The 23,308-nt window shown below is 40.1% G+C and carries 11 protein-coding genes; all 11 read right to left on the bottom strand.

The window, feature by feature from the left end; translation table 11 throughout:
* Window positions 1-49: 49 nt before the first annotated feature.
* Window positions 50-1,483, bottom strand: a complete 1,434-nt coding sequence (locus tag ACRD69_RS04120) for a sulfatase family protein (protein ID WP_430813796.1) — start codon at window positions 1,481-1,483, stop codon at window positions 50-52.
* A 185-nt stretch (window positions 1,484-1,668) separates the two neighbouring features.
* On the bottom strand, window positions 1,669-3,486 hold the full coding sequence (locus ACRD69_RS04115; RefSeq protein ID WP_430813795.1) for a sulfatase-like hydrolase/transferase: 1,818 nt from the start codon (window positions 3,484-3,486) through the stop codon (window positions 1,669-1,671).
* Between the two features lie 7 nt (window positions 3,487-3,493).
* A complete protein-coding gene (locus ACRD69_RS04110; protein WP_430813794.1) occupies window positions 3,494-4,675 on the bottom strand; it encodes a hypothetical protein in 1,182 nt (393 codons plus the stop codon).
* Between the two features lie 90 nt (window positions 4,676-4,765).
* Window positions 4,766-6,403 (bottom strand): hypothetical protein, encoded by a 1,638-nt coding sequence (locus tag ACRD69_RS04105; RefSeq protein WP_430813793.1) that lies wholly within the window; start codon window positions 6,401-6,403, stop codon window positions 4,766-4,768.
* 67 nt (window positions 6,404-6,470) lie between these two features.
* Window positions 6,471-10,085, bottom strand: coding sequence for a T9SS type A sorting domain-containing protein (locus ACRD69_RS04100; protein WP_430813792.1), 3,615 nt, complete (start codon window positions 10,083-10,085; stop codon window positions 6,471-6,473).
* Between the two features lie 171 nt (window positions 10,086-10,256).
* Window positions 10,257-13,862, bottom strand: coding sequence for a T9SS type A sorting domain-containing protein (locus tag ACRD69_RS04095; RefSeq protein ID WP_430813791.1), 3,606 nt, complete (start codon window positions 13,860-13,862; stop codon window positions 10,257-10,259).
* Between the two features lie 33 nt (window positions 13,863-13,895).
* The gene (locus ACRD69_RS04090; protein WP_430813790.1) at window positions 13,896-16,085 is read right to left on the bottom strand and encodes a sulfatase-like hydrolase/transferase; all 2,190 of its coding nucleotides are present in this window, start codon (window positions 16,083-16,085) and stop codon (window positions 13,896-13,898) included.
* Window positions 16,086-16,175: 90 nt separating this feature from the next.
* Window positions 16,176-18,722 (bottom strand): T9SS type A sorting domain-containing protein, encoded by a 2,547-nt coding sequence (locus ACRD69_RS04085; protein ID WP_430813789.1) that lies wholly within the window; start codon window positions 18,720-18,722, stop codon window positions 16,176-16,178.
* A 105-nt stretch (window positions 18,723-18,827) separates the two neighbouring features.
* Entirely contained in the window at window positions 18,828-20,480 is a 1,653-nt protein-coding gene (locus ACRD69_RS04080) for a cellulase family glycosylhydrolase (RefSeq protein WP_430813788.1), read from the bottom strand.
* An 11-nt stretch (window positions 20,481-20,491) separates the two neighbouring features.
* Entirely contained in the window at window positions 20,492-21,517 is a 1,026-nt protein-coding gene (locus ACRD69_RS04075; protein WP_430813787.1) for a DUF5627 domain-containing protein, read from the bottom strand.
* 43 nt (window positions 21,518-21,560) lie between these two features.
* Complete coding sequence (locus ACRD69_RS04070) at window positions 21,561-23,297, bottom strand: RagB/SusD family nutrient uptake outer membrane protein (RefSeq protein ID WP_430813786.1); 1,737 nt, start codon at window positions 23,295-23,297, stop codon at window positions 21,561-21,563.
* Window positions 23,298-23,308 lie beyond the last annotated feature (11 nt).

Raw genomic sequence — 23,308 nt, 5'->3', positions numbered from 1 at the left:
CACCCTCTCTAATAATCAAATTAAAACTTAGGGCGCAATTAATCACCTATTATTGTGCTGAATATTTATACGGTGGCTCCACATAGTCATATTGCTTAAGTGCCTTATTCAATAACTTTTTCATCTTCTTCAGCTGTCCGGCTGCCTCAGGAGAATGAATAAGGTTATTCATTTCTTTGGGGTCGTTCACCAGGTCGTACAATTCATCAAAGTTGCCTGCTTCGGCCGACTCGTAAGGAAAGTGCATGTATTTCCATTTGGGTGTGCGTACAGACAATACCGTTGGGATTCCGGGTGCATATTTTTCCTGAAAGTATTCGTAAAAGAATGGCGAAGTACGTCCTTCTGCTTTACCTTCCATAACAGTAACAAATGATTCGCCCTGCATCGTTTGAGGTGTTTTGGCACCGGCTAATTCTAAAAGAGTCGGGCCAATATCAATATTACACACCATGCCACTAATGCGCTGCTCCCCTCCCAGCACTGATGGGTAACGCATGGCAAATGGCACACGTATAGATTCTTCATAGGCCAATCGCTTGTCGCTCTTGCGCTGCTCTCCAAAGAACCAACCATTATCCGCCATGAAAATAATTACCGTATTATCTAGTTTCCCCTCTTCTTCCAGAGCATTTATCACCTTGCCCAATCCTTCATCAACAGCAAGCAGACAACGTAACATGTTTAGACTTGTATTATTTTTTGCCTGCCATTTTTTTGGGGGAATACTCTGTGGGACAGGTTTACCTTCACTATCTACCCATTTTTGGTAGTGCTCACCATATATGGCACAGCGCCTTCTCCATTGAGGGCTTTTTGAAAAGTCAATAGACCAACTCTCAGGCTCATTGAATGTACCCTCGGGGAATGCATCTTTGTGTCTTTCAGCAGGTGTAAACGGTGCATGACAGGCTTTGTGCCATAGTAAAACACAAAATGGGTCATTAGGGTTATCCTTTATAAAATCAACGGTCTTATCTGAAAGAATATCGGTAATATAGCCTGACTCATTGACCACTTTTCCGTTTATATTAAGCTCGGGATTATTATAGACTCCCTGCCCTTTAAAACTTAACCAGTAATCAAATCCGGGGCGTGGATTAGCATGATGTGCCATATGCCATTTACCAATGAGGGCAGTCTTGTAACCCTCCTTCTGTAAGGCTTGTGGGAACTGCTCTAAATGGGATTCCGGGTCTTGTATCTCATTATACCTTACCTTGTGGATGTGAGAATAGGTTCCGGTTAGGATGGACGCCCGACTGGGTGAACAAAGCGAAGTGGTGACCATCATATTGTCAAACACTGCCCCCTCGTCAGCTAAGCGCGAAATGTTGGGTAACTCAAGAAAATCAAATCTGTTATGGAATATGGCATCAGGCGCCATATCATCAACCATTACAAATACAATGTTGGGTTTTTCTATAGCATGTGCTAGGGCGCATGCTAAGAAGAAAACAATTGCTATTGCTTTATTTTTCATTGTTATTCTTTTTAATTTTCAAATTAGGCATTTAAATCACAAAACTAACCAACAAGTTGCCTAAGCCCAAAAGCTGTTGATTTGTTACTAAGGAGAGGCTCATTTGTATTACAAATCCTTATGTCTCAAGCTTCTGGATTACAAATCCGGTAGAGCCACTTTATTATTAACTTATCCAAGTTATGTTAGCGTTCTACATTGAGTGTTACGCTAAGTATTTCACCCATATCAACTCCTTTCTTGGCATTTCGGTCCACAAAGAAAGAAACAGGAATATTTCCTGCCTGTAAATTTACGGCACCGAAAACAATCTTATCAGCTTCACGAGATTTCACCTCAAGCACCTTTCCATCAATCATGAGATTGATGGGCGCACATTGATCAAATCTTTTTCCAATAGCTACGACAGATACTTTAAGGGACTTCTGCACCTCAATGGTATATTCCGCTTTGTCGCCAGGCGATTGAAAACCCGTCACCCCACCGCCAAAATCGCGCGTTTTCATCTGGCCCTCAAATTCCAGCACGTGTGTTACCGGGAATTTCCATGATTTACGAGAGTGACTAGCATTGTTAATCACCAGTTGTCGCATGGGGAAAGTCCGTTGCCGCTTGGCTATTTCTTCCCATTGTGCCTGGCAACGAACGGCCATTTGCGAAGTACGCTCGGGATATTTTCCGCTAAGGTCATATTTCTCTCCGGGATCCTTTTCCATATCATAGAGACGCTGCTCACCACCGGGCAAGTTATGGTACTTATATTTGCCACTGCGCAAGATGGTGTGCAGCATGGAATAATCCAACTTTGTAGCATCGGGCACAATGCCGTCTACACTGCCCGGTGTGCCTGGCCCTCCGGTTGCCAACCGGAATATATCGCGCTCATCGGCATAACCCTTGTCCTCTAGCGAGGCACGGAAAGTTTTCCCTGCTAAAGGGAGATGTTCGGGATGCGTATTATCCGGTATTTCTGCCAAGTCCATAAGGGTAGGCAATATATCTTCCACACCTATGGCCTGCTTGCGGATACCGGGTTTTATACGCTTGGGCCAACGTACCAACAATGGACTGCGGATACCATTATCCCACACTTCCCCTTTACGGCCTACCAGGTCGCAAACGTTACGCATGTCCCAGTCTTTGGTATGTTCATTCTTGTATTCATAATTTTCCCAAACACCTACTTCTTTGTTATTAACGGCATCCACTGGTCCGTTATCACTCAAAAACAACACAATGGTATTGTCTGCCTGTCCTGTTTTGTCAAGAGCTGCCAACAACCGCCCAATCTGATCATCCATTTGATGGATAGAACCGTACAGTTGTGCAATATCCTCCGAGTAGCCTTCCTGGCGGTAGGGATTGGCATAGTCATCAGGACATAACCATGGCAAGTGCGGAATGATATAGGCCATGACCATAAGCCAAGGCTTGTCATCAGCAGCTTCTATTTTCTTAATCGCCGCATCTGTTACTAATTCGGCAACCCAGCCTTTCTTTGTCAAATGGCAATACCCCGGAACAGGGCTTGTGCATTTTCCACCACCTCCGGTATAAGAAGAAACATCGAAACCGCGGTCGGCAGGGGTTATCTCCATCATGGACAAGCCACCGTCCATCTTTCCAAATGCCCAGGTATGGTATCCTGACGGGCTAAAGAATTTGGGCATCATGGTTTCGTCCCGGCGTACCTGGCCACGGGAACCCACTCCCCAAACACCTGCATCGAGATAACTGCGACCGGTAAATAAGGCTGAACGAGTAGGCGTGCAAGCAGGTCCTACCAAAAGGTGTGGGTAGAATGCGCCTTCTTCTGAAAGTCTATCCAGGTTGGGCGTTTTGACCAGTTTATTGCCTGTGAAGCCAAAATCACCATACCCCTGATCATCTGAGACGATAATCAGGATATTTGGTCTCTCTTCTGACTTTTTAACCGCTGGTACAGATATTGAATACATCAAGAAAAAGACGACAAGATGTAAAGCCTTCAACGATTTGTCCATATTGACATTATTGATTTGGATCTTTCTTGAAATAGCTACTGCTTACAATGGAGTGAAAAATCCCCATCTGCGTGTAAGGTTCTTCATCGGAGCCCAAGAGTATAGGATAAGGTTGCCAGCGTTGCAAGATTAACTCTGATTTGCCACTGACTGCCATATAGCCCTCAAAATAATCAAGGGTATTCTCTGCGGCCTCCCTTGATGCTTTTTCCGGATCAGTGACCTCTTCACGGAAATTGTTGTGGAATGCGTTTGTGGCAATGAATCCGGAGTTCACCCCCTTGGACAATACATAATCTTCAACCGCCAATACCCTTCCATAACCGCCATCATAGTGGATATCATGATCGCCAAAATCAATATGAAAATGATCTATTACAATTCCTTCTTGTTCTGCTACTTTAAGGTAGGTGTCAAAATAACTTTCAAAATCCACACGTCCTAAATTGGCACTGGTGGCCTCATATTGACGATCACCATTTACCCAAAACCAACCCAAAGATTCAATAACTCCAACCTTTAATTCGGGAATACGCTCTTGCATGTATTGGAAATACTCCATTTGCTGAACCATAATTTGCTCCTGGCTTAGGTCTGCCAGAGCATCATCCAAACCTGTGAGGTAGGGCGCCATTGAGTGGTCGGTGGTAATGTAGTTAACAAGGCCTCCAACATCCAACAGTTTCTTTAAAACACTAAATTCCATTATTGCCGCTTCAAGCCCTATCCTGGAATCAGCAGTTTTCCCCACAGCCATACGGATACCTCCGAGCTCCACAGCTATTTCAAGTGAATTGGCATTGGCAAAATAGGCTAATGCCTGAATATCTGCAGCAGAATACCTGTTTAATGCTTCAATGTATAACTTGAGTACTTTGGTTTCTTCAAACACCGCACTGTAATACTTTTCTGGTTGAGTAACAACCTCTATATAATCAGAAGTAATTGACCGATCTGTTGTTATATCCATCGGACTTGGTCCTAGCCAGATACTCGCACCTTCTCTGTTAATAACAGGTGGCTTATCATCAGGTATATTAATGCCCGTGTCATCAGCATCACCACAAGCCACAATAACGATTGCCAGTAAAAACATCATAAAAGCTTGCATTATCTTTGATATAAATCGGCATGAAGTTGTCATATTAACCTGGTTAATCATTCTATTTCTACTTTGATATTTTCTCATTTATGATTCATTAATAACCATTATTTTTTTATCCCTGATTATTACTATAATGTTGGAGTTTGTTTTTAAAATAATGGAAATCCAATTGTATTATTCTTTAAAAGCCTTCAGCATCTGACCATCCTCCCACATCAGGTTCCATAAACGTGTTTGCACGAATGTGTCTATTGTCCAGTAAAGGCTTCCTTTGAAGCCGAAATCCATGGCAGCTTTCTCTAATTCCTGTACAAAAACGATGGCCTCGTCTAAAGTGGCTTCATTCTCTTTAAAAGAACCAAACTCCCCCATAATGATAGGTTTACTTTTCATTAACTCCTTAGCTTCAGGGGTAAAAAGTTTCATATTCTCGGCGAAGTGGTTGAATACATCTTGACCTGTTCCTTTTGCCCCCCAACGATAAAGATGGAAATCAAGAAAATCGATATCGGTATTCAGATACTCCACAGCCGTCATTGGAAAGCGAATGTCATTATTTCCTTCAATAGTACGAATGCCTTTAGAGTTATCGTAGGTTTTGCCAACACCACCCATTGAGAAAGTGCCTTCGCCAATAAGCATACCGGGCGCGTTTGCCTCAACGGCCTCTTTCATTTTGGACATATAGTTTTGAATAGCAGCATTGGCCAATGCACGCCTTTCATTATCATCTGTCATATCATATTCGCTCCCATCGATAAAAGTATAAGTCCCTTTCGTTTGGTTAAAAGGAGCTTCATTGCTGTGCCATGCGAACTCATTTTGCATGGTAAGTGCAAATAAAGAACTGATTAGGGATGCATCTTTCTCTTTGATGTATTTTAGAAAGAGTTCGATATAATGCTGCTTGGCCTTTATACCATCTTCTGAAAACAGAATCGCCTGCCTTGTGGCTCCTTTAGATATTTGTCTAAAGTAATCATTATCCAGCATTTCATTCTCTGTGAAACAAGGCATAACATAGATACCATATTTTTGAGCACGGGTTAAGAAATCGATGAAATTATCCATATATGCGGCGGAAATTCCTTTTGTATCACGTGTTCCCGACAAACCTCTAACATCAGATTGCTTCGATCCTCTTTCACCTAATTTTATAAATACTCTGGCGATATTGAACCCATTGGCTTTAATTGTTCTCATAAAGGTTTCAGAACGATAGGGATCGTAACAAATAAGTTCCTGTCCTATCTCAATATCATGAAGCACGAAGGTTGGATTGCCTTTTGATGCTTTTTGAAAATTAAGATGGGCCTTACGGACCTTAAAAGTAGGCTCAAAAGAATCGTGATCTCCCGTACGGATGCCACAGAAATTAACCCCTTTGGCAATAAATTCTTTTCCGCTTTGAGCTCCTACAAAACAGGCATTCTTGCCCTTTCCTTTCTTAATTACGATCTGTTCGGCCGGTGCAGTGACAACCAGGTTACTGTAGTCTTTATTTATTTCAACTTTTACCGCTTCTGACTTTTCACCATTCATACATACCGCAGTAACAAATAAATTCTTATACCCGTTTGGCTTTTTTATACTAAAATGATTGTCGGGATACTTGAGTTCTCCTACTACCTTGTTATTTTCATTGGTAATAATAGCTTTATCATAATTTTTAAAATCGGGCCTCCACTCAAAATGTAATGTGGTATTCTTTCCTTCTTTAATCACGTCGGCAAAATAAACCGGATACACCTCTGCTTTAGCCACAACATTTAATGCCAAAGCTGTTAATAATACAACTACTATTCTTTTCATATATTTATTGCTTTAATAAATTTTGTTGATAATAATGGGTAAGTCCCACATTATCATATCTTCCCTGTTATTTTTTAATAATTTGTCTGATTGAGATCCCTTGCCTGCTCCCCACTTGTATAAAATAGATACCTGTGCCCAAAGTTGAAACATTCAGACTGTACCCTTTGACAGTAGATAGTTGTTTCTGCATCATCAATTTACCTGAGGCCGAAAATACTTTGATAGACTCAAGTTCTGATTGGGCATTGATATGCAGGGTATTTTGTACAGGATTAGGGTATATCACAAATGTCTCCTCCTTATCATTAGCTGAAGTAATGTCTGTTGACACTCCATTAACAGTGATATTGGACAGTAAGAAGTTATTGTCAGGCAAAACAAAGCGTCCAACGGGGCTGTAACCATAAGCAAAGCTAACACCCTCAAACAGGGTAGTGTATCTTGTTTCAGTATCTGCTTTAAACTCCACTTTCACTTTTTTGGTATTGATGTTGAAATTCAATTTGAAGTTATATTTTTGGAAAAATTCGTAGCCACTATCAGCAATAAACCCTGAAGGCATATCTCCATTATGCCATTTTATTACACCATCGGTAAATGACATTCTCATCTGATAATAATCATCTTGATGTGCATCGCCTGTTGGTGGTTTGATATACATCTCTCCGTTTCCTGCTACAATCACATCAAACTCTAAAAGGAAATCTTCGGTCATTGAACCAAAGTCATAATTCACTTCTTTTATTAAATCAAGCTGTTTTACAATATCACGACTGGTAACAGTAATATTTCCATCTAAAGACTGAAAGCCTTCAGCGGCAACACTATACATGTACGTTCCAAATCCCTTGTAAAAAAAGGTAACACGCCCATTCTCATCCGTCAAAAGTGTCTCGCCATCCAATACCACCGTAGCTCCCTCTAAAGCAGCTCCGTTACCATTTACTACTATATCAACATCATACACTCTTTCTATGGAGATATTTGAAATAGTCATATTATTCTGCCCTGTAACAATTCGCCCTACAGGTGTATATCCATAAGCCCATGAGACATCACTAAACAAAGTGATCCACTCACCCGACTGCTGGGCTTTGTAAGCAATCGTCTGTGTTTTATTTCCTGAGTCCATGTAGACTCTAAAGTCATAAGACTGATCCAAACTATAACCACTCTCTGCTGTTAAGCCGGACTGATTCTCTGTATTAAAAAGCGTTATATCTCCATTATCAAATAATAGATGAACTTGATAGTAATCATCTTGATGAGCATCACCCATTGGTGGTTTGATATAAAAATCACACCCGTGATTAGTTACCTTTGCATTAAATTCTAATAAGAAATTGTTGTTCTGTTCTGAGAAATTATAATTAACACCAGTGCTTAGAGTCACTGTTGAAGAGTGGTTAGCATCAAGTATCACCTGATTACTATACTCGCCAAATCCATTTGCGATAACCGTATACTCATAAAGTCCTTTAGTCAGGTTGGGAAATGTCACATTCCCAGAGGCATCACTCGAATAGGTTTCGTCTCCCATAATCACCGTTGCACCAGCCACAGGATCAGTGCCATCGTTCACAGTAAGCGCAAGAGAGTATAGTGGGGTTGTTTTTACATTTGTAATTGACAGATGATCGTGCGATAACTCTATCCTGCCTGCAGGCACGTATCCATACGCCCATGATACACCATCATACAATACTGTCCATTCAAATTCACCTTCTGCTCTGTAGCTAATTTTCTGTTTCATTGCATCAGCATCCATATATACCCTGAACTCATAGTTTTTATTGGTGTTGTATGTGCCTGCTGCCAGCCCCTCTTGATGATCCCCATTAAAAAGTTTAAACTCTCCACCTGCAAATTGTAACTTTAGCTGGTAATAATCATCCTGATGTTCATCACCCAATGGTGGTCGAATATAAAAGTCAGTCCAGTTTGCCGAAGCATTCGCTTCAAATTCGAGTAAAAAAGTCTCATTCATTGGCTCATTAAAGTTCAAACCTGTCGATTTTAACATCTTACCGTTATCAAACATCATATTCCATAAGCGTGACTGCTCAAAGGTATTGATGGTCCAATAGACAGTACCTTTAAAGCCATAATCTAAAGCAGCATCCTTTAGTTCTTGTGTAAAAGTAATCGCCTCCTCTATGGTAGCCTCATTTTCCTTAAAAGAACCAAACTCACCCATCACGATGGGTTTACTTTTCATCAGTTCTGTACACTCCGGTGTTTTTACCTTCATATTCTCGGCAAAGTAATCAAAGACATCTGCCCCTGTACCACTTTGTCCCCAACGGTAAATATGAAAATCTAAGAAGTCTATATCTGTATTTAAATACTCCACAGCCGTCATAGGAAAGCGTAAATCGTTCACGCCATTAACAGGACGTATGCCCTTTGAGTTTTCATAGGTTTTACCTACCGAACCCATGGCAAATGTACCTTCGCCAATTAATAAACCGGGGGCATTAGCTTCAACTACTTCCTTCATCCTGGAATAGTAGTTTTGGATAGCAACATTTGCTAAAGCTCGTCTTTCATCATCACTACTCATATCATATGTGCTTCCATCAAGAAAAGTGTATGTTCCGGAAGTCTGGTCAAAGGGGGCTTCGTAGCTATGCCAGGCAAACTCATTCTGCATAGTCAAAGCAAAGAGTGTATTAATAAGTGAAGGGTCAATATCTTTAATATACTTTAGCACTAACTCAATGTAATGTTGCTTGGCAATGATACCATCTTCAGAAAAAAGAATGGACTGACCACTTGCTCCCTTTGATAATTCTCTGAACTCATAATTATCCATCATCTCATTTTCTGTAAAGCAAGGCATCACATATATCCCATAGCTCTGTGCACGGGTCAGGAAGTCGACAAAATTATCCATATAAGGCATATGTAGTCCTTCTGTTTGTATAGGACCAGACATACCCCACACCTCTGTTTGGCCAGAGCCTCTCTGCCCAGTTTTTAAGAATACACGAACGAGGTTATAACCTTGACTTTTCATCGTGCGCATTAATGTTTCTGTTCTATAGGGATCATAAAATTGAATGACATCCCCAATTTTAACATTATGAACAGTAAAGCTTGAATTTTCCTTCAAATATTCTATTCGATCAAGGTGAGCTTGTTTTGCCACAATATCAGGTTGAAAGGTATCGTGATCACCCAATCGTATCCCACAGAAATTAACCCCTTTTGCTATGAACTCTTCACCACTATTGGCTCCCACAAAAGCTGCATTGCCTCCCGTGTGCTTATTTACAATTATTTGCTCTTGCTCCCTGGTAGCCAACAGACTACTATAATCCTTATTCAAATCTACCCGTACAGATTCAGATGGCGTACCAGTAGGAGAAACAGCAGTTATCAAAACAGTCTGATGCCCCTGTAGCTTATTTAAATCAAAGGTTTTATTAGGGAATATCACTTCGCCCAATATGTTATAGTTTTGATCAGAAATAATTGCCTTGTGGTAATAGGGATAATCAGAACGCCACTCAAAATGGAGTACTTCTTTTCCGCCTTCTTTTATCACATCGGCAAAATATACCGGATGCACTTGTGCATTTGTGAGAGTGTTGAATCCCAACAACAATGGAATTAACAATAGATATGCTTTTTTGATGGTCATTCGATTCGTATTATTTATGTTTTTTAAATTCATTTCACACCATTAATTCACTGCAACGGACTCGTAAAAAGAAGGATAAGAATATGTTAATAGTAGTTCCGGGTTTTATCAAATTAAACCTATGCTACCTACTCACTAAAAAACTATTGTAAAACAACTTGGGGCTCCGGGAAGGTCATCAACACTCCCCGGAGTTACTCAATCCTATTTTTTTACAAACCGTTTTGTGCTAGATCCATTTTGAGAATATACCTGTATTAAATATACACCTGCTGATAGTTTTCCTAAATTAATGGCTATCTCCTTTTCGCTCCCAACCGCAATGTCATTTATGAGAGTACCTGATACCGAGAATATTTTCACGCACTGAATTTCACTGTTACTTTTTATAACCACATCAGAGATTACCGGATTAGGATATACCACTAATCCTAAGTCTTTTATTACGGAGTCACTAAACTCTACAATTTGAGCACTCTTAAGACCAATGGTATTTGCTTCAATATTGTATATAGAAATATTGTTCTGTGGCAAAACAATTCTTCCAACAGGAGTGTATCCGTATGACCACGCAACACTGTCAAATAAGACTGTGTATTCTGATTCTGTGTACTTTTTGTAAGTCACGACCTGTCTCATGGTGCTTGCGTACATATATATCCTGAAATTATACAATTCTGATATCGTGTAGCCCACATTCGCAATTAATCCGGAAGGATAATCACCATTAAAAAGAATTATGTCCCCTCCTCCAAATTGTAATCTTGTTTGAAAATAATCGTCCTGATGTGGGTCTCCGAGAGGTGGTTTGATATAAAAATCACTCCAGTAATTGCTGGCATAAGCATCAAATTCCAGAATAAAGTCTTCCGTCATTGGTGTAAATTCGTAGTTCGGAACAGGTGTCAGGGTGACCGTTTTGGAAACATCGTTTTCAAAGGCGGTTACACTGCCTTCTGCCATTTCAAAACCCGTTGCACTTATTGTGTAGCTGAATGTTCCCACTTTATCGGTGAAGACAACATTTCCTGAGATATCGGTGGTGAGTGTGTCACCGTCCATTATTACGGATGCACCTACAACAGCACTTGTACCGTCGTTTACGGTTAGGGTTATTGAGTTGATGCGGCTTGTTCTGACATTGTAAATATTTAAGTTGTTCTGTGGTAAAACAATTCTGCCAGCGGTAGTATAACCATAAGACCATGCCAAATCGTCAAATAAAACGATCCAGTCGGTAGAGTCTTTTTCCCTGTACATTGTTGTCTGTTTCTTTGGACCTGCCAGCATATAAATTTTGAACTCATACGTTTTATTTAGGGAGAATCCGTCGCTTGCAAGCAATCCTGATGGATAACTGCTGTTATAAGACTTAAAGAAACCGCCGCCCCATTGGATATATACCTGCTGATAGTCGTCTTGATGCACATCATCAAAAGGGGGCTTGATGAAAAAATCGGACCAGTTGTTTGTTGCCAATGCCTCAAATTCAAGAACAAAATCCTCTGTCTGTGTGGGGAATGTGAAGTTTCTGTTAGAGTCCAGGGTAAGGGTGTCGGCAATATTGGCTTCGCTGATTTCTACACTTCCGTAGGTCGTTCCGTATCCGCTGCCTGTTACAGAATAGTCGTAAGTACCCACTGCTTTATCTGCAAAAAGTACATCGCCGGAGGCATCTGTAGTGAGGGTGTCGCCGTCCATTATAACGGATGCTCCCGAAACAACGCCTGAGGCATCTTTCACATTGAAAGAGGCATCGAATATCTTAGTTGCTTTGACGTTGGTGATCGTAATATTATTTTGAGGCAAATCAATTCGTCCGACAGGAGTATAACCATAACCCCATAATACATCCTCAAATAAAACAGTCCATTCAGGATCCGTATCTTTTTTGTACATGATAGTCTGCTTTTTGGAGTCTGGTGACATATACGATTTGAAGTTGTAATTCTGGTTTGTAACATAAGTACCGGGCGCAACCAAACCTGACTGATAGTCACTATTGAAAAGAAGAATTTCTCCGTTACCGCCCGCAAATTGCAGTTTAGTCTGAAAGTAATCGTCCTGATGAGGATCACCCAATGGAGGCCTAATATAAAAATCGGACCAGTAAGCAGAGGCAATAAGATCCCATTCGAGTACGAAATTATCTGTCATTGGCTGTTCCAGGTTCATGGTGAAATCATCCAGTATTTCTGCATCTTCCGACATCAGGTTCCACAACCGGCTTTGCTCAAAACTGCTTATTGTCCAGTATATGCTCCCTTTAAAGCCATATCTAAGAGCGGCCGTTTGTAGTTCCTTAACAAGTGTTGAAGCTGCACCTATGCTTGTTTCATCGTTAATAAAAGAGCCAAACTCTCCCATTAAGATTGGTTTACTCTCCATTAAGTCGGCACATTCGGTTGTCGTTACCTTCATGTTGTCAGCAAAGTAATTAAATACATCCTCACCTGTCCCTGATTGGCCCCAACGGTAAAGATGGTAATCAAGAAAATCAATGTCCGTATTGAGATATTCAACGGCAGTCATGGGAAACCTTAAATCCGATACCCCGGCAACTTCCCGAATCCCTTTTGAGTTTTCATACGTTTTACCCACGGCGCCCATAGCAAATGTTCCTTCCCCCAACAGCAGACCGGGCGCATTGGCCTGTATGGTAGATTTCATTGTGGAGAAATAGTTTTTCATTGCGGCATTGGCAAGGGCGCGTCTTTCGTCGTCATTGCCCATGTCGTAAGTACTGTCGTTAAGAAAAGTGTATGTACCCGACAGTTGGTCAAAAGGAGCCATATCGCTGCGGAAATAAAACTCGTTCTGCATGGTCAATGCAAACAGGTTGTTGATAAGCGTGGCATCAACATCCTTAATGTATTTCAAGAACAACTCGATATAACGTTTCTTTGCGTTTAAACCGTCTTGAGAGAAAAGGATTTCGGACTTAGTTGCCCCTTTCGATAAATTTTTAAATTCAATATTGTCCATCATTTCATTATCGGCAAAACAAGGCATAACGTACAGGCCATACTTTTGTGCCCTTACCATAAAGTCCATAAAATTATCCATGTAATCGGCGCAAAGGCCTTCTGTTCCAATATCGCCCGACATTCCTTTTACACCTGTAGTTAGTGATCCCCTTTCGCCTGTTTTAAGGAAAACACGCACCAAATTATAACCGTTCTCTTTCATAGTCCTCATCAGTGTTTCGGTACGGTAGGGGTCGTAAAACTGTACGGTGTCACCTAGGGCTACGGGGTGTAAATAATATGAGCCGGTGTTGACCATTTCTTGAACCTTATCCACAAGCCCTTGTGTGGCAACCATATCCGGCTCGAAAGTGTCGTGATCGCCATGTCGTAGGCCACTGAAATTAACCCCTTTTGCCATAAACTCTTCACCGCTTTGCGACTTAACAAAGCGTGCATTTTCGCCTGTTTGTGTATACACTGTTATCTGCTCCGTTGCGGTTGGGGCATACAAATGGCTGTAGTCTTTATTCAGGTCAACCCTAACTGATGTTGATGATACGCTTGATGTGTTAACTGCCGTCACATATAAAATGTCATGCCCCTTTAACCCACTTATATCAAAGACATTTTGCGGGAAAGCAACTTCACCAACTACTTTACTGTTTATGTCGGTTATAACTACCTTATCATAAGCATCATAATCGGGGCGCCAATCAAAGCGGAGCACCTCCTCATCCCCTTCTTTAATAACATCGGCGAAATATACCGGATGCACTTGTGCAACAACATTGCTACCTATGAGTAAGCAAAATAAGAATACTGCATTTTTGATTTTTTTCATAATACTCACATCTAGTTAAACACCTGAAAGTCTCTACTTCTTTATAAATTTCTTAATTGCATCTCCATCATTTGTGGTAATGTGCAGGAAATAAATACCTGCATTAAAATCAGCAATATTCAAAGACAGAGCATCTTCTCCAGTCAATACCATACTGCTCTTCAACTGCCCAGATTCTGAATATATTTTAACAGACTCCATATTAGCTACCGAAGTTATATTGAGATGACTATCCACAGGATTAGGAAATAGCTTAAGTGACTTCACAATATTAGAAGCAATTCTTGTAGCAATCCCTGGCGAAGATGAGATATTAGTCACTCCTAAATTATTAGGTGCTACCACTAACTGTCCTATATTGGGATAACCGTGAGCCTGTTTATATTTATCAAACAAAACAGTCCACTCATCCGTGTTATGTTCTTTTGCTTCAACTGTTATAAGCTTTTCAGGGAAAAAGAGTGTAATTCTAAAATTATATTTAGTGCCTAAGTTATATTCAAAATTATCTGCAATTTTTCCCGGAGATGTACTATAATCAGGATTATATATAGCTACAGTTCCTCCCTGACCACTTCCTCCAGCTTTTCCTCCAAACTGAAGGTAAGTATTCATACGAGCTGCATATTCGGGATCATCTTTAGGTGGTTTTATTCTTAGGTCACTCCAATAAGCATGTGGTGTAATGTCAAACTCGATAGTACAATTGGATGTATAAGGACCAATATCTTCTGTAATATCAGTATTAACAGTTTCACTCTCCATTAATAAATCAAGATGTGTTTTTATATTTGCTACTACGTCAGGATGATTATCGAAAATGTTGTTTTGCTCGGATGGGTCGTTTTCCAAATCATAAAGCTGATCGGTATTTTCTGATTGTCTGGGTGTATTATTGTTTGGATCGTGCTCCACCATTTTCCACTTTCCATGACGGATAGCAGCGATGGCGTTAGAGGTTTTTGATGGCATAGACTCTCTAAACCCCTCAGCAGCTGCTGATAAGAAAAGTGCCGATTGTTCAAGACCATCTGTACCATTCCCTTCCGGGTAAGTCATATCTAATAATCCACAAAGGGATGGAAATACATCTGTCAGACTAAATAGTTCGCCAGATATTTCTCCGCTTGGCACATTATTCGGCCATTTGACAATAAATGGTATGCGGTTTCCTCCTTCGTAAACAGCATGTTTTCCTGCTCTTAATATGCCGTTACTTCGGTGACCAGCATCATAAGCTTCCCACATAGGGTGTAAATTCCATTGGTCTGCAAACTCTTCGCTCGTTGCCATTACTGCTCCATTATCACTTGTGAAGATAATAAGCGTATTGCCTAAGCGTCCTGTCTCTTCAAGTGCAGTTATCAGCATTCCAACCTGAGCGTCCAATTCATGAATAAAATCACCATAAAGACCACAATCGCTGGTGCCTATATATTCGTCGGCTGGCGTAATAGGCTTATGAGGGATAACCGATGAATAGTAGAGAAAAAGAGGTTTGTCTGTTTCTGCATTTTTAATATACGCCACTGTTTTATCCGTTACTGCACCAGCCACTTCGTTCTCTTTGTAAACAACATTCTGGCTCCACGCTGTTGCATAGTCTCCATCAATGATAAATTGATCGCCCTCTTCACGTCCCACAAAGTCACGGTTCTCAAAATAAACAGATGGCTCATTTGAGACATTAGCCGCTATCCCAAAATAGTAATCAAACCCTACTTCTAGAGGGCCTCCTATCAATTCTGATTGATTCCAGTCATACCTGTCGGTGTGAAAGTTGCCTGTACCAAAACCAAGATGCCATTTTCCAAAACCGGCTGTCTGGTAGCCATTTTCTCTGAATACTTCTGGCATTGAAGTGATACCTTCCTCCAGCAATACATTGGGACCAGCAGGTGCAACAACTCCTTTGGGAGGATGTAACTTACTGTGCCACCAATAGCGCCCTGAAAGCAGACCATACCGTGATTGAGAACAAGTAGAGGAAGGCGAATAAGCATTCATGAACCTAACTCCTTCGCTGGCCAGTCGGTCAATATTGGGAGTTTGTAGTTTTGTTGCACCGTAGCAACCAATATCTCCATAACCTAAATCATCGGCATATATAATTAGTACATTTGGTTGATTACCTTGCGCTATAGATTGAGCTTTTATACTATTACTACTAAAGCTTAGAAGTACGAGTAAAAGAATTGAGTTTAATAATTGAGCTTTATTCATTTTATTCATTTTATAAATCAGGGTCTCACATAATGTGAAACCCTAACTCTATACCTGAATAATTCATGAATTGATCAGGTTAATAACAAATTACTTTTTAACAAATCGTTTTGTATGCTGTCCGTTATTACTATTAACCTGTATAATGTATACACCTTTATGCAAATCTGCTACATTTACAGATGCCACGTTGGTTCCGGATAATAATACGGTCTTTACCAGCTGCCCGCTTATTGAATAAATGGCTGCTGATTCGATATTAGCGCCAGATGAAATATTTAAGACATCATCAACTGGATTAGGATAAAGCGAAATGTCATTTTGAACTTCTGCTCCCTCAATTGCTGTAGCTGTAGACTTTAAGGTCACTGTTCCAAGGTTAACAGATTCATTCCAGAACATGTTACGTGTTCCTGACCACTGATACCAGTGCTCATTAAATTTGTCCATGCCGTCGGTATCATATCTATTCTTACGTCCAATATCAAAACCTATCTCATGACCTGCTACTAGCTGGTCTAAAATACTTTGATTAGTGGTTAATGATGCAAATGGAATACGTAATTCGAAACTCCAATTATTGCTACCAAACGTTTGTTTAATAACCAGGTGAGCAAATCCACTTATCACAGCATATCCTAAATCATTATCAAATGTTGCTAAGTAGTTACCTTTATTAATAAACATGCATACCCATGGATTATCATTTTTCGCTCCTAAAGATGGACCATATATTTGCTGTGAGTTCATTAAATCAATACTAACACCTAGTTCATCAAGATCTACAAACTCATCATCCATCACCTCGCCATACACATACAGATTGGCATCATCATAAAGCATCCAGAAGTCAGCTCCTAAACCAGCATAAGGCTCTCCATTCACGTCTTCTACACCACCCTGCTCTGTGTTTCGATTCCATCTATCCATCATTAGTTTTTCACAATCATCATACATGGCATCTTTCATACCATCTAATGTAATAGCGCTACTTGCTTCCGGAATAGTTACTTCTTTTACCGGTAATGTAAGTCCGTCAAACGATCTGACATTGGTGGTACCCAAAGAACTGAACTCCACTAATAACTGTCCAATATTAGCATAGCCATACGCCTGTTCTAATTTATCAAATAATACAAGCCATTGAGAAGTACCTGCCGCTTTGGCTTGAACAGTTACAAATTTATTATCGCCATCAAAAATCAATGATATTCTAAAGTTGTACTCTGTATTTGCTTCGTAAATGAAATTATCAGCAACAAGACCTGTTGGATTGTTTGCATTAAAAAGAGCTACTTCGCCATCTTTAAACTCCAGATGGGTATTATAATATGTATCGTAATTAGCGTCGCTTGTTGGTGGTTTGATATACAACATGTCAGCTGTTAAAGCCTTAGGCTCAATGTCAAACTCAACTGTACAGTCTGCCGTATGTGGTCCTAAATCAAACTTATTGGATAAACTTTGTAAAGTTGCGGTACCTAAATAGGTAGATTCCTGATAAAAGAGGTTTCGGGCTCCTGACCATTGATAAACTTGTTCATATCCCAAATCTCTTGCGTCACTATATCTGTTGCTAATACCAATATCAAAACCAATTTCATGACCTGCTTTAATTTGGCTTATTACTGTTTGATCAGTCGTTAATGAATTAATCGGAATACGCACCTCAAAATTCCAATTCTCGGTTCCTGATTCCTGATTGATAACAACCTGACCAATATTATCCAACATGGCATATCCTGCAGTTTTATCAGCGGCATCATATTCGGCTTTGTTAATACCCATGTATACCCAAGGGTTGGCATTTTGACCACCTTCGGTTTCGCCATAAAATGTTTTTGAGTTAGTTAAATCAATACTTATTCCCAACATATCATTATCGACGAATTCATCGTCTTGTACTTCGCCGTATACGTAGAAATTATCTTCATCATAGGTCATCCAGTAGTTAGCTCCTAATCCAGAATAAGGATCACCATTACCATCTATAACGCCCGGCTGATCAGTGTTGGTATTCCACCTATCAATGGATTGTTGCTCACATAAATCATAAATATCATCCTTAGCTCCATCTAATGTTGGAGTTGTTCTTGCCACAGGAATAGATAGTGTTTTGCTCAGTGGCAATGGAGAACCTTCGTATGCCCTAACATTTGTTATACCCAGATTATCAGGGGCAACCATCATTTGTCCAATCTTATCATACCCCCATGCTTGTCCAAAATCTTCAAACACAACAGTCCAGTCGTTATCAGTAGCTTTTTTTGCCTCAACGGTTACAACACTGCCCAGGCCATCAACATTAAAACGAAAATGGAGCCTCATATTTGTTTTTACGCCTATTTCATATTGCCATGTAGACACATAGCCATCTGGATCTGGGTAATCTCCATTGAAAATTCTTAATATCCCCACATGAAAGGCTATGCGTGTGTTAAAATGTGTGTCATAATTAGGATCATCAGCGGGTGGTTTGATATACAAATCGCTCCACCAACCCGTTGCCTCAATATCAAATTCAATCGTACAATCACCCTCAATAGGTCCAAAATCTTCAGTAATTGCGAAGGCATTTGTGCTTCCCAAGAGAAGTAAAAAAACCAGCATTTTACTTAAATAGTTAAATTGTTTCATAATTTTAAGAATTTAATTAATAATTAAGAGTTATCTTTTATTTCAGAGCATGAAAGCTAAATCCTTTTGCTACCTTGCTATTTTTATAATCTACTTAATAAAACATCAGTGTTTTATAGGGCTAATGGCGTCCATTATCTCCTTATTATTTTCTACCATATTGAGTATTCTCTTTTGTTCAAATGTATCAAAGGTCCAGTAGCACCAGCCTGCAAATCCTGCGTCAATAGCCAATTCTGTTAATTCAGCCATCCTGCTTGCCGTTTGATTGATGTCATCGCTCGGTTCGTTTTCGTAGAACGCCCCAAACTCGCCAAAAACCATTGGCTTCTTTGCTTGAATATCGCCTAGTTGGGTATTACCATCAAGCATGGAGTTCATACATGCATTAAACATGTCCTGTATTGTTCCTTTGTCCCTTAGTGGGTAATGATGAATATCTATGAAGTCGATATTTGACTGCACTACCACATCAAATGACGGTGGGAAGCGGTCATCAGGAAACCTGTCGGGATAAATTCCCAAAGCTGATACAGGGTCTTTGCCAACAGGCCACTTAGCAAAGAAGCCTTCGGCAACAAGCAACTCCGGATCAATGGCTTTCAATGCTTTTACCATTTGGTTTTGATACCGAATAACAGCATCATCCGCCAGCTTCTGGCGAGAGATTGTATTTGACAAGTCATAGGTTTCGCCCCAATAGGCCTGATACTCTCCTGAGGTATTCTTAAATGGTTGTACATGGCTGTGCAAGGCAAATTCATTTTGCAATTCGAATCCCAGAATCGAATGTACCAGTGTCTCATCTTTCTTATTGATATAATTCAATATCGAACATAGGTATTCTTCTTTCGTGTCTACTGCCTCTTCAACAAATGTAAAATTGGTTCTCAGTGCCATTAGGGCATCTAAAGTACTGACTGTTGAAATTTTACTCAGGTAATATTGATTACGGGGCAATTCGCCATCACCAAAGGTTGGGAATACATAAATGCCGTATCGTTTTGCACGCTGAACGAAATCAATAAAATTATCGAGATAGGGCTCGTAGTATGGCTGATTCATAGATGGTAAACCGGCCACTCCGGGTAAATCGGCTTTACGACCAATAATAAACACACGGACAAAATTAAACCCTCGATGCTTTAATGTACGAAACAGTGTTTCGGCATGATATGGATTGTAATCGGCTTCAGTAAAGAGGGTTTTTGCCTCAAAGGTAGAGTGACCTCCTCTCAAACCCACATAGTTGACCCCATAAAGTGGGTATGGTGTGGCCTCGCCTTTTTTATGAAAATAGGGTGTGTCGTTAGAGTTGATAAGCAGGCGTTTTGTAGGCGTCGTTTCTAATAAACGCGCATACTCCTCATCTTTGTCAAAACGTATTGTATCGGCCTTATAAAACTCGCCATTTGTATTTTCAACCTGCAGTACGACACCTTTACCTGTGAAACCCTCACTTAAGGAGTAGTATTCTGAAGGAAAACTGACTTCCGCAATGGTTTCGCCAGACTCATCGGACAGATGCATCGCTTTTATAAATTTATATCGGGCGTTATACTTCCAGCTAAGCACCGTTTTGCCATCTTCTTTGATATAATCTAAAAGATATACCAAAGGCAGATGTTCTGTTACGAATTCCTTCTTTGCTGTAGGTTCACCATCTGGCTTATTGGTCATGGTTTGTTTCTTCTTGCACGCCAATAGAAAAAAGGCAATACATAAAACAAGTAAGACATGCGTATTTCTATATTTCATCTATCTAAAATCTATTGAAGTTTAACAGAGAATTCTTCAAATACAACATTTCTATTTCTAACCACCAAGGTGTCATACACCTGATGACTTTCCCCATTGGCGGCATCTGTATAAGAGTACTCCAGGTGAATCACATCACGCGCCTTACCTCCCCACGAGTCACCATTTTCGACAAACTTACCTGTCCCGGTTACATTATATGTATCGCCTTCATTACTATTGACAATGCAGTTATCATCGTCTCCAAAAGTAAGTTCTAAATTGACCTTTCCTGGACTTGCTAAGTCACCTCTGCGAACATGATTTGAATACTTAACGGTTTTGTTACCGGTAGTGCTAATACTTACCTCTTCATCGCGTTCCACATAGTCGTTATGATAGACGCTCCTGACTGTCTCATCATTAGCGTTTGTTGAGATATCGACACCTCTTCGAAGGTATACAGCATGGTATTTATTGATAAACTTTATACCATACAAGGTGTAGTCCATAGGTAAAACTGACCAATCATGATCATTTACTTTAATTGGATTTTCAACAGCAGGAACTCCACTTAATACACTATCAATATTTTCGGCTTTAGTAATTCTCAAAGGAATGGCATAATTTACCAGGTTGAGATTTGCAAAAGACAGAGGATCATCAAAAAAAGCATCCGTTAGCTGCACGGTAATTCTGCCTTTAAAATCGCCTGCTGGTATCACTACAGGGCTTTGTGTTTCGATGGTATAATAATGAGATGGCAAGGGCATAACATTTGTAATATTTGCCATCAAACTATTGTCAAGTTCAAAATGAACAATCCGGTCTGTTTTATTTTCATATACGCCTGACATGGTAACGCCAATCTCGAAACGATGAGCGTTATCATTGTCATTAAAGGCTAAGTCATAATTCCCAAGAATGAGTGTACGTGCAGGACGTTGAAATGGAAAATAAACTGAATTTAAATGATAATCATCAAACTCAATATCCTGATTTTCGCAAGCTATAAAACCTAAAGCAAGTGCAACTAGCATTAATAGTCTCGTTCTCATATTTTGTCATCTTTTATTTAAATCATTAATTACCTATACCTTACTACCAACCTGTGTTTTGCTCAAGAGCAGAAAACTTTAACACCTCACTGTATGGTATTGGATTATATGTGGCATGTTGAGGATAATTTCGCTCCTCTACATTATCCACCTCTACATACTGGTTTCCATCAAAAAAATAACCTTTAGGTACTACATTTAAGGGTAGGCCCCAACGACGGAGATCAAAAAACCTAAAACCTTCGAAACAGAGTTCCAGACGGCGCTCATTTTGAATTAGCTTTCGCATTTCTTCTTTTGAATCAATACTCGACAAGTACCTATCAGGTTGCTCGATGCCTGATCTTTTACGAACAGAAGCAATGGCTTGTTTAGCTGAGAAAAGAGCGCCATGCCCAAGATCTATTTGATGATCAGGTCCTCCTATTTCATTAGCAGCTTCAGCAAAAATCAAAAATAGTTCGGTCATTCTCATGTACACAATAATGTGTCTTTGACCTACTACCGATCCATCATCATTGATACGTACATCAGGATGAAGTAGTTTTCTTAGGTAATAGCCCGTTCTGGTAGATTTTCCGGAAATTGAATCCAGCCGATCGATGCCACCCCCCACTCCTGTATGGATGACTTTACCCCCTATAGAAGAACCATCAGTAACAATATAGTGTGCTAAACGTGGGTCTCTATTAACAAACGGATTTTGAGGGTCATAAGTGTATTTACCCGATGGATTATCTATCGGATACCCATCTGCCATTGGGAAGGCATCTATCAGATTCTGAGTAGGATTTACTTGCCCATTTCCATTCGCCGAAGGGGGAAAATGATTCTGTTCCTGATGAGCACTCTCTCCCTCTATGGAACCTCGCCATACTAGTTCCTTTGAATCCTTATCTGAATCCTCATTATAAAAAAGATGACCATCAGGTATGGCCAGACCAAAAGCATCAAAAACAAATTCACCAGCAATATCTGCAGCCTTTTGATAATAGTCGCCGGCGCCATCTAAAAACGATGGACTGGCTGCAAAAAGGGCCAAACGAGCTTGCAGCGCCCTTACAATTTCTCCAGACATTCTGAGATTATATTGCTCCCCCATTACAATTTTCCATTTATCGAAATCAATGGTAGAGTCGTCCGGCTGATAAGCATTACTATTAGAGTATTTAAATGGCAATAATTCAAGTGATTTATCAAAATCGCTACTTATAGAATCTATGGTTGCTTTAAAGCTCAAACGGACTAAATCAAATTCACTTTGAGGATCAATGGCTTCTGTTACATAGGGTACCCCCATCAACTCTCCTCCTACTTCGCCCGCATGTGCTTGCAGGATATACATATGGTGTATTGCTCTTAGTGCCAAAGCTTCACCCCTTAAGCGCCTGTAGAAAAGGGAATCGATCTCATGGTCTTCTCTCCATTGTATTTCGCCTTTATCCAAAATTTCAATAAACTCATTGACGTAAATGACAGGTTGATAATTTCCCCAACGAGAGAGAGGAAAGAATTGTGCTGACATTTGACCTGAAGCCATTCGACTATAAGCATGATTTAGTTGATTGTTGACTGCATCATCAGTCGCTGCTTCTGAAAACCCAAATTGGTGATAAAAATTTTTATAGCCTTGAAGCAGTATTCCTTCTGCTGACGCCGGGTCAGAGTTGATATAATCACTTGTAATGAGGTTTTGGTCGATGGGCTCAAACATATCCTCACATGAGAAAACGCCGGTCAGAACCATAATAATCGATATATATTTAATGATATTTTTCATCTGTTTATAAT

This window comes from Carboxylicivirga agarovorans (genome assembly GCF_050589845.1).
Taxonomy (GTDB): domain Bacteria; phylum Bacteroidota; class Bacteroidia; order Bacteroidales; family Marinilabiliaceae; genus Carboxylicivirga; species Carboxylicivirga agarovorans.
Note: the sequence above shows the minus strand (reverse complement) of the source record. Positions and strands in the feature narration are given on the sequence as shown.